Raw genomic sequence first — 15,368 nt, 5'->3', positions numbered from 1 at the left:
TAAGTTGCTAACAAACTTAACCGTTTCAGAAGCTACCCATCAGTAACCCCAAAGCCGCAGGTCGCAGCGCGATTTAACCGGGACGCTTGTCCTGTTAGCGAGCAAAGATCGCGGCGACGGCTTTCGTCTCGTCACCGACGGTGTATGTGAGCGTTGTAACAGTGCGATCGACCAGGTCGGGACCGAATTGCTCGGTGGATCCGGCCGGGTGAACGTGAGAAATGATTTCCAGCTTGTCCCCCAGCGCCACCGGCGCCTCGTGCTCGATCGTGATCCGCAACGGCGCCCGCATCAGGTCGGAGTGCTGTTCGGAATGGGAAGCCAGATAGTCCTCGATCACGCTCCAGTACACCGAGTTGTTCATGTGATCGAACAAATCGATGTCGGTGACCCGGACGGGGAACTCGTGGATCTCGACCGCGTCGTCCCGGCCGCCCGGCTTCAGGTAGGACTTCCACCGCAACCGGTCGACCGACGTCGTCTTGTGCAGACCCGCCAGGAAGTCGTCGGCGATGCGCGAGGGCATCTGGGTTTCCCGGTTGATGTTGATCCAGAAGGCCTCGGACTCGATGAGCCCGCCCGTGCGCCTCCCGTCGATGCGAACCCGCATCTCGCACCACCGATTGGAGGTGCCCGAACACCATCGCCGCATCCGCAGCATGTCGCTGAACTCGATCGGCCGGATCAGGTCGATCATGGTGCGCCGGACGATCCACAGCGGATGGGTCTCCTCGAAACCCATCTCGCGCAGCTGGTCCTGGCCGATGTCCTGGATGTGGCGACACGCGGCGTCCAGCCGCAGCCGGCCCGTGCGGTCGATATCGCCGACCCGCAACGGCCACTGGCGATCGAAAACGTCAGGGTGGCCGTCGGGCACCGGCATCAGTTGTTTATCCAGGCTCACGGCCACCCTCCCCACTGCTCCCCGTTTCCTCCTTGCGATCACCCCAGGCTAAGGCCCAAGGCCCGGTCGAATCATGCCAACGAGGTCCGCCGAATACCAATCGCGACGCGCACGATCCGATGCCAACTCTGCGAACCATACCTTCACAAAGCCCGGTAACCTCGGTGATGTGTCCAAGACGTTCGTCGGCTCGCGCCTGCGCCAGCTGCGCAACGAGCGCGGGTTTTCCCAGGCCGCGCTGGCTCAGATGCTGGAGATTTCCCCGAGCTACCTCAATCAGATCGAGCATGACGTTCGCCCCCTGACCGTGGCGGTGCTGCTGCGCATCACCGAGGTGTTCGGGGTGGACGCCACCTTCTTCTCCTCGCAGGACGACACCCGGCTGGTCGCCGAGCTGCGCGAGGTCACCATGGACCGGGATCTGGACATCGACGTCGACCCAACCGAGGTCGCCGAGATGGTCAGCGCCCATCCCGGCCTGGCCCGGGCGGTGGTCAACCTGCACCGGCGTTACCGGATCACCACGGCGCAGCTGGCGGCCGCCACCGAGGAGCGCTTCTCCGACGGCAGCGGCTCAAGCTCCGGGTCGGGGTCCATTTCCATGCCGCACGAGGAAGTGCGCGACTACTTCTACCAACGGCAGAACTACCTGCACGAGCTGGACACCGCCGCCGAGGACCTCACCATCAAAATGCGGTTGCACCACGGCGACCTGGCCCGGGAGTTGACCCGCCGGCTCACCGAGGTGCACGGAGTGCACATCAACCGCCGGATCGATCTCGGCGACACCGTGCTGCACCGCTACGACCCCGCGACCAAGACGCTGGAGATCAGCAATCATCTCTCGCTGGGGCAACAGGTTTTCAAGATGGCCGCCGAACTGGCCTACCTCGAGTTCGGGGATCTGATCGACACCCTGGTCGCGCAGGGAAAGTTCACCAGCGACGAATCGCACACACTGGCCCGGCTCGGCTTGGCCAACTACTTCGCGGCGGCCGCCGTGCTCCCCTACCGCCAATTCCACGACGTCGCGGAGAATTTCCGCTACGACGTCGAGCGGTTGTCATCGTTCTACTCGATCAGTTACGAGACCATCGCGCACCGACTCTCCACGATGCAGCGCCCGTCGATGCGCGGGGTGCCGTTTTCGTTCGTCCGGGTCGACCGCGCCGGCAACATGTCAAAACGTCAGTCCGCCACCGGTTTTCACTTCTCCTCCAGCGGCGGAACCTGCCCGTTGTGGAATGTCTACGAAACGTTCGCCAATCCGGGCAACATCCTGGTGCAGATCGCGCAGATGCCCGACGGCCGCAACTACATGTGGGTGGCCCGCACCGTTGAACGACGCGCAGCCAGGTATGGTCAGCCCGGTAAGACCTTCGCGATCGGCTTGGGCTGCGAGCTTCGCCACGCGCACCGGCTCGTCTACTCGGAAGGACTCGACTTGTCGGGGGAAATCTCCACACCGATCGGCGCGGGCTGCCGGGTCTGCGAACGCGACAACTGCCCGCAGCGCGCCTTCCCTGCGCTCGGCCGCGCGCTCGATCTCGACGAGCATCGCAGCACCGTCTCTCCATACCTGGTGACGCAGCCGTGAGCGCGGCTCAAGACGGTCAGGGCCGCATTCCGTCGGGCCGGTTCCGTGAGCTGGGCCCGATCAATTGGGTGGTCGCGAAGCTGGCCGCACGCCAGGTGGGGGCGCCGGAGATGCACCTGTTCACCACGCTGGGACAGCGCCAACTGCTGTTTTGGACCTGGTCGATCTACAGCGGGCGGTTGCTGCGGGGCCGGTTGCCCACCATCGACACCGAGCTGGTGATCCTGCGGGTCGGACATCTGCGGGCGTGCGAATACGAACTGCAGCACCATCGCCGGATGGCGCGGGCGGCCGGGCTGGACGCGGACGTGCAGGCCGCGATCTTCGCGTGGCCCGAGCGGCTGGACCCAGTCGAGGGGCGCCTGACCGTGCGTCAGCAGGCGCTGCTGGCGGCGACCGACGAGTTCGTCAAAGACCGGACCGTCACCGACACCACCTGGTGCCAGCTGGCGACTCACCTGGATCGGCGGCAGCTGATCGAATTCTGCTTGCTCGCAAGCCAATACGACGGGCTCGCCGCGACGATGTCCGCGCTCAAGATTCCGCTGGACAACCCGCACCAGCTATAGGTAGACGTCGGCGAGGACGGCCAACGTCAGGACCACCGGAAGCACCGGCAGGCCGAAGGCGAACGCGGCCCAGGCCTGCTTACGGCGCCGGCGCTGCCAGGCGCCCCACACTCCGGCGCAGATCCCCAGCACCGCCGATCCCAGTAGCACCAGCGGCCCCCACTGGCCCACCGTCGCGTTGTCTCCGGTCGAAATGGCCAGCAACCACACGACATAACCGGTCGCCAGGCCGCCGAGGGCACCCGCGAGGGTTTGAGGGGTGATGGTGCGGATCATCTTGCGGCTCAGAAATTGATCATGTGTCCGGTCAGGCCGTGGAAGCATTCCTGCAGCGCCTCGGACATGGTCGGGTGGGTGTGCACGTTGCGGGCCAGCTCGGTGGCCGTCAGATCCCACTTCTGCGCCAACGTCAGCTCCGGGAGCAGCTCGGAGACGTCGTGGCCGACCAGATGTCCGCCCAGCAGCTCACCGTATTTGGCGTCGGCGATCAGCTTGACGAACCCACTGGGGTCGCCCACACCGTGAGCCTTGCCGTTCGCGGTGAACGGGAACTTCGCCACCACAACGTCGTGGCCTTCGTCACGGGCCTGCTCCTCGGTGAGACCGAAGCTGGCGACGTTGGGCTGGCAGAACGTCGCGCGCGGCATCATCCGGTAATCACCGAGCGCCAAAGTCTCTGCGCCGGCGATGGTTTCGGCCGCCACCACGCCCTGGGCCTCGGCGACGTGGGCGAGCTGCAGCTTGCCGGTGACGTCGCCGATCGCGTAGATGTGCTCGACGTTGGTGCGCATGTAGTCGGTGATCCCGATGGCCTTGCGGTCGGTCAGCGCGACGCCGGCCGCCTCCAGGCCGAAGCCGTCGACGTTGGGCGCAAAACCGATGGCCTGCAACACCTTCGCGGCCTTGAGTTCTTGCGTGTTGCCGTCCTTGCTGACGACGACGGTCACCTCCGAGCCATTATCGGAGATGGACTCGACCTTCGTTCCGGTGAGGATCTTGACGCCCAGCTTCTTGAACTGCCTCTCGACCTCCTTGGATACCTCGGCGTCCTCGTTGGGCAGCGCGCGCGCCAAGAACTCGACGACGGTCACGTCGACGCCGTAGTTGCGCAGCACATAGCCGAACTCCATGCCGATCGCTCCGCAACCGGCGATGACGATCGACTCCGGCAACTCACGGGACAGGATCAGTTCTTCGTAAGTGACCACGTTGGCCGACAGCGAGGTGCCGGGAACCAGCCGGGTGCTACTGCCGGTCGCGATGATGGCGTTGTCGAACGTGACCGTTTCGGTTCCGCCGTCGTTCAATTCGACCGATATGGTGTTGGCGTCGGTGAACCGGCCGTAGCCGTGGATTTCGGTGATCTTGTTCTTCTTCATCAGGAAGTGCACGCCGGCGACGCGGCCCTCGGCCACCTTGCGGCTGCGGTCGAAGGCGATCCCGTAGTCGAAGGTCGCCTCGCCGCTGATGCCAAAGGTCTTGGCCTCTTTGGTGAAGATGTGCGCGAGTTCGGCATTGCGCAGCAGCGCCTTGGACGGAATGCAGCCGACGTTGAGGCAGACTCCACCCCAGTACTTCGGCTCGACGACCGCGGTGGCCAGCCCCAGTTGTGCGGCGCGAATGGCGGCGACATATCCGCCGGGACCGGCTCCGAGGACGACGACGTCATAGTGAGAAGTCACGAGCCCACCCTAGTGGGCCATGCCCCCTGGTGGCCGCCCGGGCGAGGCGTCAATACGGGATGACGCCGACGAGACAGTGGCCCACTCGCTGGCAGTAGTAATAGCCGTACAGGGGTGCCGCTCCGGCCACGGCGGCGAACGGCCCGGACAGCACCGCCACCGACAGCGCGGAGAGCAACGGCCTGCCGTGGGCCATCGCGAGCAGCACGGCGCCGACGGTGCACGCCACCACGTAGACCAGCACCGCGAACAGCGCCGGGGTCTTGTCGATCGAGTCGTACCACCACGAGAACAGACCCAGCCCGATCACGGCCCCCGCGGCCCACACGCCGAGGAGCACCAGGGCCAACTTCCACCACTTGACGTAGAGGTAGCGACCGGGGACGGTGACCGACTGCACCGGGCCGGCGTGCCCGGCGGGCTCCCGCTCCGCCCGGCCGGGCTCCTCCGGCTCGGGCTCGGATACCGCGGGCCGCTCGCCGGTGTCCTCGTCCGAATCAGAGTCGAAATCGGGAACCCAGGACTGGGTGCCGGTGCCCTCGGCTTCGTCGGAGGCGGAGTCGGAGTCGGAGAAATCCGGCACGAACGCCTCGGTTCCGGGGCTCGAGGCGTCGCCCTTATCGTCAGGCACCGGCGGTCACCCGTAACGCGACGAGCACACCGAACCAGCCCGGCGCGACCGCCAGGATGAACGCCCCCACCGTGGTGACCCAGCGGCGCCCGGAGAACAGGATCATCGTCAGCCCGATGACGCTCGGGATGCCCACCACCGACGCAATCGCGATGTCCGGGCGGACGCTGGCGTGGATCACCACGGTGTACGCCACGCACGCCAGCGCCCCGACCGCGCTTCCGATCAGCATGGCGCCGGCCAGCAACCAGGGACGGGGCAGGGGAATCACTTCCTCGACTGTACTGCGGTTACCGGTGCGAAGGGCAGGTCTCGACGCCAGCGTCGGCCAGCACCGGACCTCGTGTCGCGGGGCGTTCACCACGCTCGTAATCGGTGCCGGTGATGACCGGCGCGGCAATCAGGGACGCCTGTTCTTTCGGGGTGAAGACGCGGCCGCGGGATAGGAACCGCACGCCGTCGGGTGCTTCCAGGCTGAACCCGCCACCGCGACCGGGCACCACGTCGATCACCAACTGGGTGTGCTTGTCGTGATAGTGGGCCGCGTATTGCGGGCCCGAAATCCACACCGGCACCCCGTCGGGCCCGACGTCGAGCACGCCCAGCAGGACGTCGCGATCGCCGACGAGGAAGTCGCCGAGCGGGAAACACATCGGCGACGATCCGTCGCAGCAGCCGCCGGACTGGTGGAACATCACCGGTCCGTGAGTGGCCTGCAGCCGCATCAGCACCTCGGCGGCCGGGGCGGTGATGGCCAGTCCCGGTGGGGGCCCAGCCACATCACGGCGCCACTCCATCAGAAGAACCCTTGCGCCTTCTCGGAGTAAGACACCAGCATGTTCTTGGTCTGCTGATAGTGGTCCAGCATCATCTTGTGGTTCTCCCGGCCGATTCCGGACTGCTTGTAGCCGCCGAACGCCGCGTGGGCGGGATAGACGTGATAGCAGTTCACCCACACCCGGCCGGCCTGGATGTCGCGCCCTGCCCGGTAGGCGGTGTTGCCGTCGCGGCTCCACACCCCCGCACCCAGGCCGTAGAGGGTGTCGTTGGCGATCGACATGGCGTCGTCGTAATCGGAGAATGACGTCACCGCCACCACCGGCCCGAAGATCTCCTCCTGGAACACCCGCATCTTGTTGTCGCCGCCCAAGATGGTGGGCTGCATGTAGAAGCCGCCGGACAGGTCGCCGCCGAGCTCGGCGCGTTCGCCGCCGGTGATCACCTTGGCGCCCTCGTCCTTGCCGATTTCGATGTAGGACAACACCTTTTCCAGCTGGTCGTTGGACGCCTGCGAACCCAGCATGGTCTCGGAGTCCAGCGGATCGCCCTGGCGGACCGCTTTAGTGCGGATCGCGGCCAGCTCCAGGAACTCGTCGTAGATGTCGGCCTGGACCAGGCTGCGCGACGGGCAGGTGCACACCTCGCCCTGGTTGAGGGCGAACATCGTGAAGCCCTCCAGCGCCTTGTCCTGGTAGTCGTCGGCCTTGGCCATCACGTCGGAGAAGAAGACGTTGGGGCTCTTGCCGCCGAGTTCCAGGGTGACCGGAATCAGGTTCTGCGACGCGTACTGCATGATCAGTCGCCCGGTGGTGGTCTCGCCGGTGAACGCGATCTTGGCGATCCGATTGCTCGACGCCAGCGGCTTACCGGCCTCGACACCGAACCCGCTGACGACGTTGATCACCCCGGGCGGCAGCAGGTCGCCGATGAGCGACATCAGGTAGAGCATCGAAACCGGTGTCTGCTCAGCGGGTTTGAGCACTACCGTGTTGCCGGCCGCCAGCGCGGGCGCCAGTTTCCAGGCGCCCATCAGGATGGGGAAGTTCCACGGGATGATCTGCCCGACCACACCGAGCGGCTCGTGGAAGTGGTAGGCGACGGTGTCGTCGTCGATCTGGCTCAGCGAGCCCTCCTGGGCGCGCAGCGCCGCGGCGAAGTACCGGAAGTGGTCGGCCGCCAAGGGAATGTCGGCGGCCAGCGCCTCGCGGATCGGCTTGCCGTTGTCCCAGACCTCGGCCACCGCCAGCGCGGCGGTGTGCTCATCGATGCGATCGGCGACCTTGTTCAGGATCGCGGCCCGCTCGGCCGGCGGCATCTTGCCCCACGCGGGAGCGGCCGCGTGGGCGGCGTCGAGCGCGTTGGCGACGTCGGCCTCATCCGAGCGGGCCACTTCGCAGAACGTCTGGCCGGTGACCGGCGTCGGGTTCTCGAAGTAGCGACCCCGGGCCGGCGGAACCCACTGCCCCCCGATGAAGTTCTCGTAGCGGGATTCATACGACATCAACGCCCCGGCAGAACCTGGACGTGCGAAAACAGTCATCTGCTCGGCTCCTCGTTCGACTGTGTAATACACCTCACATTACCGCCGGAGCCACAATGGCTTCCATGACGTCGCACGCTCGCACCGACCCGCAAGCCAACGAAGACCCTTACCTGTGGCTCGAGGACGTCACCGGTGACGAGGCGCTGGATTGGGTGCGGTCGCGTAACGAGCCGACGCTGTCGCGCTTCCGCGACGCCGGTTTCGAGCGGATGCGCACCGAGGCGCTCGAGGTGCTCGACACCGACGCCCGCATCCCCTATGTGGTGCGGCGCGGCGAATACCTCTACAACTTCTGGCGCGACGCCGCGAACCCGCGCGGACTGTGGCGGCGCACCACGCTGGACAGCTACCGCAGCGAGGCCCCCGAGTGGGATGTGCTGATCGATGTCGATGAGCTGGGCCGGACCGACGACGAGAAATGGGTGTGGGCCGGCGCGGGCGTCATCTACCCCGAATACACCCGCGCGCTGGTCAGCCTCTCCCGCGGCGGTTCGGACGCCTCCATCGTGCGCGAATTCGACATGATGACACGGGAATTCGTTGCCGACGGGTTCGAGCTGCCGGAAGCCAAGTCGCAGGTCAGCTGGGAAGATCCCGACACCGTGCTGGTCGGCACCGACTTCGGCGCCGATACGCTCACCGATTCCGGCTATCCGCGGGTGGTCAAACGGTGGCGCCGGGGCACACCCCTGGCCGACGCCGAGACGATCTTCGAGGGCGCCCGCTCCGACGTGAACGTGGTGGCAAGCGCCAGCCGGATCCCCGGCTTCGAACGCACCCTGATCGGCCGGGCTCTGGACTTCTGGAACGAAGAACTCTACGAGCTGCGCGGCGCGGAACTCATCCGCATCGACACCCCCACCGACGCCAGCGTCAGCCTGCACCGCGAGTGGCTTCTGGTCGAGTTGCGCAGCGACTGGTTCGTCGGGAACGAGACCTATGTCGCCGGGTCGCTGCTGGCCGCCAGGTATGAGGAATTCCTTGCCGGCACAGCGCAATTGCAGGCCGTCTTCGAACCCGATGAGCACACCGCGCTCAATCACTACGCGTGGACCCGCGACCGGCTGTTGATCGTCTCGCTTGCCGACGTGGCCAGCCGCGTCGAGATCGCCACGCCGCCTTCGCGTGACGACCCGCTGCACCCGGCTCCGCCGCGCTTGCGATCGTCACGGGGCGGCTGGCGACGCGAACCAGTGGCCGGGGTCCCGGCCGCAACCAACACCGTCGTCGTCTCCGCCGACGACACCGGTGACGAGTTCTTTCTGGATTCCAGCGGATTCGACTCACCGTCACGGCTGATGCGGGGCACCGACGACGGGGGCCTCGAGCAGCTCAAGTCCGCGCCGGCGTTCTTCGACGCCGGAAACGTCTCGGTGGCACAGAATTTCGTGAAATCTCAGGACGGCACACCGATCCCCTACTTCGTGGTGCGGCCCGGCGGGCCGGCGGCATCCGACGGGCCGGCGCCCACCCTGCTCTACGGCTACGGCGGATTCGAATCGTCGAACACGCCGGGTTACAGCGGCGTGCTGGGCCGGCTGTGGCTGGCCCGCGGCGGCACCTATGTGCTGGCCAACATTCGCGGCGGCGGCGAATACGGCCCCGGCTGGCACACCCAGGCGATGCGCGAGGGCCGGCACAAGGTGGCCGAGGACTTCGCCGCCGTGGCAACCGATTTGGTGGATCGCGGCATCACCACGGTCGAACAGCTCGGGGCGCAGGGCGGCAGCAACGGCGGCCTGCTGATGGGCATCATGTTGACCCGCTACCCGGAGAAGTTCGGCGCGCTGGTGTGCAGCGTGCCGCTGCTGGACATGAAGCGCTATCACCTGCTGCTCGCCGGCGCCTCGTGGATGGCCGAATACGGCGACCCGGACGATCCCGGCGACTGGGAATTCATCTCCGAATACTCGCCCTACCAAAACATTTCGGCGACACGCCAGTACCCGCCGGTGTTGATGACCACCTCCACGCGCGATGACCGGGTGCATCCGGGTCACGCCCGCAAAATGACGGCGGCGCTGGAGGCCGCCGGCCATCCGGTGTTCTACTACGAGAACATCGAGGGTGGCCACGCCGGCGCCGCCGACAACGAGCAGGTCGCATTCAAGTCGGCGCTGACCTACTCGTTCCTTTGGCAGATGCTCGGCGGCCGCAGGAAGTCATAGGATCGTCGACGTGTCAGCGACGCAACGTATCGAACTCACCCTGTTGGCGACCGGGTTGATCTTCATCCTGGTCTCGGCGGCACAGGCGCGCTACCGCTTCATCAACGACCGTCGCGCCGGCCGGCGGTTCTACTGGGCGACCGCGATCATCGGCATCGTCTGCTTTGCGTTCGGGACCGGTCAGCTCTGGCCCAACGGCATCCTCGCGGCGGCGATCTTCGCGGCCCTCGTCGCCTTCTCCGCCTACCTGACGACGCCGTATCTGAAGATCCGCGGGCGGATCTACGCATCCTCGCCGGAAAACCGCCAGCCCGACCCCTAAGTTTGGGCCATGCGCAAATCCGACTTCGAGACGCTGCTGTACACGACGGCCGGCCCGGTCGCCACCATCACGCTGAACCGGCCGGAGCAGCTCAACACCATCGTCCCGCCCATGCCCGACGAGATCGAGGCGGCCATCGGCCTGGCCGAGCGCGACGCGACCGTCAAGGTCATCGTGCTGCGCGGCGCGGGTCGGGCCTTCTCCGGCGGCTACGACTTCGGCGGCGGGTTCGCCCACTGGGGCGAATCGATGATGACCGACGGGAAGTGGGATCCGGGCAAGGACTTCGCGATGGTCAGCGCCCGCGCGACCGGGCCGACGCAGAAGTTCATGGCCATCTGGCGGGCATCCAAACCGGTGATCGCCCAGGTGCACGGCTGGTGCGTGGGCGGGGCCAGCGACTACGCGCTGTGCGCCGATCTCGTCATCGCCAGCGAAGACGCCGTGATCGGCACCCCCTACAGCAGGATGTGGGGCGCGTATCTGACCGGGATGTGGCTCTACCGGCTGAGCCTGGCCAAGGCGAAGTGGCACTCGCTGACAGGCCGGCCGCTGACCGGCGTGCAGGCCGCCGAGATCGAGTTGATCAACGAGGCGGTGCCCTTCGAGCGGCTGGAAGCGCGGGTGGCCGAGATCGCGGCCGAACTGGCGCAAATCCCCCTGTCGCAGTTGCAGGCGCAGAAGCTCGTCGTCAACCAGGCCTACGAGAACATGGGCTTGGCCTCCACCCAGACGCTGGGCGGCATCCTCGATGGCCTGATGCGCAATACGCCCGACGCGCTGGGCTTCATCAAGATCGCCGAGAGCGAGGGCGTGCGGGCCGCCGTCGAGCGTCGCGACGGCCCGTTCGGCGACTACAGCCAGGCCCCGCCGGGGCTCCGGCCGGACCCCACGCACGTCATCGTCCCTGATCGGGACTGATACTGAGACGGGCTAGGGATCCGCTGGCAGTGACCTGGGAAATGTCCCCGTCCGGCCAAAAAGTGCTACCGTAATTGCTATGTCTCGGCTGAGTACTGGCCTGCGTGCAGGCGCCGCGTTCATTGCTCTGGGGATTACCGCTGCGATCTTTCCGTCGACCGCGGTAGCCGATTCCACGGAGGACTTCCCGATCCCGCGCCGGATGATCAACACCACGTGCGACGCCGAGCAGATCCTGGCGGCCAGCCGGGACACCAGCCCGGTGTACTACCAGCGCTACATGATCGACTTCAACAACCACCCCAACGTCAATCAGGCGGCCATCGACAAGGCGCACTGGTTCTACGCGTTGTCGCCGCAGGACCGCCGGAACTACTCGGAGAACTTCTACGCGCCACAGGCCGATCCGCTGTGGTTGGCCTGGCCCAACCACATGAAGATCTTCTTCAACAACAAGGGCGTGGTGGCCAAGGCCACCGACATCTGCAACCAGTACCCGCCCGGCGACATGTCGGTGTGGAACTGGTCGTAAGCCGCGCGGCCGCCTGACACCCCCGCGTCAGTGGTGCGGCGCCGAGGCCGCCACGAACCGGTCGGTGTTCGCCTCCGGCTCCTTGGGCAGCATGTACGCCCGCACCGCCGCGCGGGACCCGTACGGCCGCAACATCTGGCTGGCGGGTCGGGTGCGGACCTGCGTCGGCCACCAGAACCACCGGCCCATCAGCGCGGCCACCGACGGCATCATGAACGAGCGCACGATCAACGTGTCGAACAGCAGGCCCAGGGCGATCGTCGTACCGACCTGCCCCATCACCACCAGAGGGCTGAAGACGAACGACGCCATGGTGGCGGCGAAGACCAGGCCGGCGGACGTCACCACCGCCCCGGTGCCGGCCATCGAGCGGATGATCCCGGTCCTGATCCCGGAATGGATTTCCTCCTTGAATCGGGACACCAGTAGCAGGTTGTAGTCCGATCCCACCGCCAGCAGCAGGATGACCGACATCGCCAGCACCATCCAGTGCAGCTCGAAGCCCATGATGTCCTGCCACACCAGCACGGAGAGCCCGAACGAGGCGCCCAGCGAAAGCAGCACGGTGCCAACGATCGTGATCGCGGCGACCAGGCTGCGGGTGATGATCAGCATGATGATCAAAATCAGGCTGGCCGCGGAGATCCCGGCGATCATCAGGTCGTACGTGGACCCGTCGCGCATGTCCTTGTAGACGGCCGCGGTGCCGCCCAGCCAGACCTTGGCGCCCTCCACCGGCGTCCCCTTGATGGCCTCCTTGGCGGCGTTCTTGATCGGGACGACGTGCGAAATCCCTTCGGGGGTAGCGGGATCCCCCTCATGGGAGATGATGAAGCGGGCGGCGTGCCCGTCCGGCGACAGGAACATCTTCAGGCCCCGCTTGAAATCGGGGTTGTCGAACACCTCCGGCGGGATGTAGAACGAGTCGTCGTTCTTCGACGCGTCGAACGCCTGACCCATGGCGGTCGAGTTCTGGCTCATCACGTCCATCTGGTCATATAGCGACGACATCGAGCTGTGCATGGTGAGCATCATCTGCTTCATCGTCGTCATGGTCGCGATCATCGGTGGCATCTGCGCCAGCATCTGTGGCAGCAACGCATCCAGCTGCGCGATGTCATTCGTCAGGTACTGGAACTTCTCGGTGATCTGGTCCAGCCCGTCGAGCGCGTCGAAAATGGAGTGCAGCGACCAGCAGGCCGGGATGTCGAAGCAGTGCTTCTCCCAGTAGAAGTAGCTGCGGATCGGCCGGAAGAAGTCGTCGAAATTGGCGATGTTGTCGCGCAAAGTGCTTGTCACATCCAGCATTTCATGCGTCAGGCCGTCCATGTGGTGCGTGACGGCGGCCATCTGCGACGTGATGTTGTACATGCGCTGCATCGTGTCGATGGACTGCTGCATGGCATCGGCCTGCTGCAGCATGTCCTTCATGCGCTGGTGCATGTACTGCTGGTTTTCCACCTGCGTCGTGTTCTGCATGCTGATCTGGAACGGGATCGACGTGTGCTCGATCGGCGTTCCCAACGGCCGGGTGATCGCCTGGACCCGCGCGACACCGGGAATGTGGAAGATGCCCCGGGCAATTCGGTCCAGCACCAACATGCCCGCCGGGTTGCGCATGTCGTGATCGGTTTCGATCAACAACAGCTCCGGATTCATCCGGGCGTTGGGGAAGTGTCGCTCGGCGGCGTCGTACCCGACGTTGGCTTTGGTGGATCCCGGTAGATATTTGCGGTTGTCGTAATTGGTCTTGTAGCCGGGCAGGGCGAGCAACCCGATGAGCGCAATCGCGATCGACACCGCCAGGATCGGGCCGGGCCAACGCACGATCGCGGTGCCCACCCGTCGCCAGCCCTGCGTCCGCATCCTGCGCTTGGGGTCGAACAGGCCGAACCGGCTGCCCACCGTCAAGACGGCCGGGCCGAGGGTCAGCGCGGCCAAGACGGCGACGAGCATGCCGACCGCACAGGGCGCACCGAGCGTCTGGAAATAGGGCAGCCGGGTGAAGCTGAGGCAATACATCGCGCCGGCGATGGTCAGGCCGGAACCCAGCACCACATGCGCCGTCCCGTGAAACATGGTGTAGAAGGCCTGATCTCGGTCCTCACCGAGTGATCGCGCCTCCTGGTAGCGGCCGAGCACGAAGATCGCGTAGTCCGTGCCGGCCGCGATGGCCATCAGCACGAGCAGGTTCACCGCGAACGTCGACAGCCCAATGATGTTGTTGTAGGCCAACACCGAGACGACCTGCCGGGCCGCGAACAGCTCGAGGACCACCATGATCAACGTGATGAACACGGTGACGATCGAGCGGTAGACCCACAGCAGCATGACGATGATCACCAGGAACGTGATCATCGTGACCAGCAGGACGCCCTTCTCACCGGCCGCCGACTGGTCGGCGGTCAACGCGGCCGCGCCGGTGACGTACGCCGTCACCCCGGGCGGCGACGGCGTGCTCTCGACGATGTGGCGGACCGCCTTGACCGATTCGTTGGCCGTGCTCTCGCCCTGATTGCCGACCAGATACACCTGGACATAGGACGCCTTGCCGTCGTTGCTTTGCGCGCCGGCCGCCGTCAGCGGGTCTCCCCAGAAGTCCTGGACGTGCTCGACGTGCTTGGTGTCGGCCTCGAGCTTCTTGATCAGTTGATCGTAGAAATGGTGGGCGTCGTCGCCGAGCGGCTTGTCGCCCTCGAGGACGATCATGATCGCGCTGTCGGTGTCGAATTCGTTGAACACCTTGCCGACGCGCTGCGTCGCCTGCATCGACGCCGCCTCTTTCGGGCTCATCGACACCGTGTGTTCCTTGGCGACGATGTCCAACGAGGGCACGAACACGCTGAGCACCACGACGAGCCCGACCCAGCCCAACACGATCAGCAGCGCGCCCTTGTGGACCGCCCGCGCGAAAAAGGGCATGTGCGGGAGCCCGGCGGCCTGGTTGTCGGTCGTCATGCGGACTTCACAATGCAGAAGGTCTGGGCTTTCACGCCCTCGGCCGACCGCTCGTCTTTCAAGACGTCGTTCACGATGATCCGGCAGCCGATTTGGTGCGTAGTGGCCTGCGCGACGACGTTGACGCTCACCGAGGGCAACGTGGTGATCACCGAAAGCGTCCAGGGCAGCGGCACATTGTCGATTCGCTGGGGCTGCGCGTTGATGTCCAGGTAGTTGATGTTCGCCATCGTCCCGGGCGGCCCGTACACCTCGTAGACGACGTGCTTGGGGTTGAACGGCTTGATGTCGTTGGCGCTGGCGCTGGTGATCGGGCGGTTGTCGTGGTCGCCGAAGAAGGTGCGCAGCCGCGAGACGCAGAACCCCGCCACAGCGATCACGGCCACGATGACCAGCACGATCCAGAACTTCTTCACCGCGGTGCCGACCGGGTTGTTCCGTCGCCGATCGGGCTGGCGTTGGCGCCCCACCGGCGCGCTGGGCTCGGCGGCTATCGCGGGCGCCCCGTTGGTCGAGGGAACGATCTCCTGCGGCGCCGGGCGCTCGGAGACCTCGGAGCCGTTCTCACCGGTTGCAGTTCGCCAAGTCACAGCCCCCTGGCCTCCCTTCTTGTTCCCGAGGATCCCGAGATGAGGCCGATGCACGTGGCGGTCAGTAGGCGGGTCAGCGCCGTCGCGAAGTCCAGATTCCACTCCGGCGGAGCCACTTCCGGCTCCTCGGCGTAGACGTCGGTGAGATCCGCCGGCGGGTTGGCGACCTGC

General features: G+C 65.9%; 15 protein-coding genes and 1 pseudogene. 6 read left to right on the top strand and 10 right to left on the bottom strand.

Translation table 11 applies throughout. From position 1 onward, the window contains the following. Positions 1–94 precede the first annotated feature (94 nt). A complete protein-coding gene (locus Q0W90_RS10870) occupies positions 95–904 on the bottom strand; it encodes an acyl-[acyl-carrier-protein] thioesterase (protein WP_297699873.1) in 810 nt (269 codons plus the stop codon). A gap of 169 nt (positions 905–1,073) precedes the next feature. On the opposite strand from Q0W90_RS10870, the gene ramB reads away from it, so the two are divergent. Together ramB and Q0W90_RS10860 are read left to right on the top strand one after the other, a co-directional pair. Then, positions 1,074–2,501 (top strand): acetate metabolism transcriptional regulator RamB, encoded by a 1,428-nt coding sequence (ramB, locus tag Q0W90_RS10865; RefSeq protein WP_297699871.1) that lies wholly within the window; start codon positions 1,074–1,076, stop codon positions 2,499–2,501. Beyond that, on the top strand, positions 2,498–3,070 hold the full coding sequence (locus Q0W90_RS10860) for a carboxymuconolactone decarboxylase family protein (RefSeq protein ID WP_297699869.1): 573 nt from the start codon (positions 2,498–2,500) through the stop codon (positions 3,068–3,070). The genes ramB and Q0W90_RS10860 overlap by 4 nt, the downstream gene beginning before the upstream one ends. Here Q0W90_RS10860 and Q0W90_RS10855 read toward each other — a convergent pair. The 6 genes from Q0W90_RS10855 to Q0W90_RS10830 are packed head-to-tail and all read right to left on the bottom strand — an operon-like array spanning position 3,065 to position 7,703. After that, complete coding sequence (locus tag Q0W90_RS10855; protein WP_297699867.1) at positions 3,065–3,346, bottom strand: hypothetical protein; 282 nt, start codon at positions 3,344–3,346, stop codon at positions 3,065–3,067. The genes Q0W90_RS10860 and Q0W90_RS10855 overlap by 6 nt on opposite strands. Before the next feature lie 8 nt (positions 3,347–3,354). Further along, the gene (gene lpdA, locus Q0W90_RS10850) at positions 3,355–4,752 is read right to left on the bottom strand and encodes a dihydrolipoyl dehydrogenase (protein WP_297774504.1); all 1,398 of its coding nucleotides are present in this window, start codon (positions 4,750–4,752) and stop codon (positions 3,355–3,357) included. A 49-nt stretch (positions 4,753–4,801) separates the two neighbouring features. After that, the gene (locus tag Q0W90_RS10845; RefSeq protein WP_297774502.1) at positions 4,802–5,383 is read right to left on the bottom strand and encodes a LapA family protein; all 582 of its coding nucleotides are present in this window, start codon (positions 5,381–5,383) and stop codon (positions 4,802–4,804) included. Further along, entirely contained in the window at positions 5,376–5,654 is a 279-nt protein-coding gene (locus Q0W90_RS10840) for a putative holin (protein ID WP_297699861.1), read from the bottom strand. Before Q0W90_RS10840 ends, Q0W90_RS10845 begins: the two co-directional genes overlap by 8 nt. 19 nt (positions 5,655–5,673) lie before the next feature. Beyond that, positions 5,674–6,180: a DUF779 domain-containing protein gene (locus tag Q0W90_RS10835; RefSeq protein WP_297699859.1), complete on the bottom strand. Its 507-nt coding sequence runs from the start codon at positions 6,178–6,180 to the stop codon at positions 5,674–5,676. Beyond that, positions 6,180–7,703, bottom strand: coding sequence for an aldehyde dehydrogenase family protein (locus Q0W90_RS10830; protein ID WP_297774500.1), 1,524 nt, complete (start codon positions 7,701–7,703; stop codon positions 6,180–6,182). Before Q0W90_RS10830 ends, Q0W90_RS10835 begins: the two co-directional genes overlap by 1 nt. Before the next feature lie 65 nt (positions 7,704–7,768). Here Q0W90_RS10830 and Q0W90_RS10825 point away from each other — a divergent pair, with 65 nt between their 5' ends. From Q0W90_RS10825 to Q0W90_RS10810, 4 genes are all read left to right on the top strand, one after another. Then, on the top strand, positions 7,769–9,874 hold the full coding sequence (locus Q0W90_RS10825) for a prolyl oligopeptidase family serine peptidase (RefSeq protein ID WP_297774498.1): 2,106 nt from the start codon (positions 7,769–7,771) through the stop codon (positions 9,872–9,874). A 10-nt stretch (positions 9,875–9,884) separates the two neighbouring features. Beyond that, complete coding sequence (locus tag Q0W90_RS10820; RefSeq protein ID WP_297601046.1) at positions 9,885–10,196, top strand: hypothetical protein; 312 nt, start codon at positions 9,885–9,887, stop codon at positions 10,194–10,196. 9 nt (positions 10,197–10,205) lie between these two features. After that, positions 10,206–11,117 carry a crotonase/enoyl-CoA hydratase family protein gene (locus Q0W90_RS10815; RefSeq protein ID WP_297601049.1) on the top strand — a complete coding sequence of 304 codons (912 nt, stop codon included), beginning with the start codon at positions 10,206–10,208 and terminating at the stop codon, positions 11,115–11,117. Positions 11,118–11,196: 79 nt separating this feature from the next. Next, a complete protein-coding gene (locus tag Q0W90_RS10810; RefSeq protein WP_297601052.1) occupies positions 11,197–11,649 on the top strand; it encodes a DUF5078 domain-containing protein in 453 nt (150 codons plus the stop codon). 27 nt (positions 11,650–11,676) lie between these two features. On the opposite strand, the gene Q0W90_RS10805 is transcribed toward Q0W90_RS10810, so the two are convergent. From Q0W90_RS10805 to Q0W90_RS10795, 3 genes and pseudogenes are all read right to left on the bottom strand, one after another. Further along, complete coding sequence (locus tag Q0W90_RS10805) at positions 11,677–14,607, bottom strand: MMPL family transporter (protein ID WP_297774496.1); 2,931 nt, start codon at positions 14,605–14,607, stop codon at positions 11,677–11,679. After that, complete coding sequence (locus Q0W90_RS10800; protein WP_297601059.1) at positions 14,604–15,023, bottom strand: MmpS family transport accessory protein; 420 nt, start codon at positions 15,021–15,023, stop codon at positions 14,604–14,606. Before Q0W90_RS10800 ends, Q0W90_RS10805 begins: the two co-directional genes overlap by 4 nt. Positions 15,024–15,193: 170 nt before the next feature. Then, positions 15,194–15,368: pseudogene (locus tag Q0W90_RS10795) on the bottom strand (hypothetical protein); the annotation flags it as partial.

This window comes from Mycobacterium sp. (assembly GCF_025933915.1).
Lineage (GTDB): Bacteria > Actinomycetota > Actinomycetes > Mycobacteriales > Mycobacteriaceae > Mycobacterium.
The sequence above is the reverse complement of the archived record's forward strand: the minus strand, read 5'-3'. Positions and strand labels throughout refer to the sequence as shown.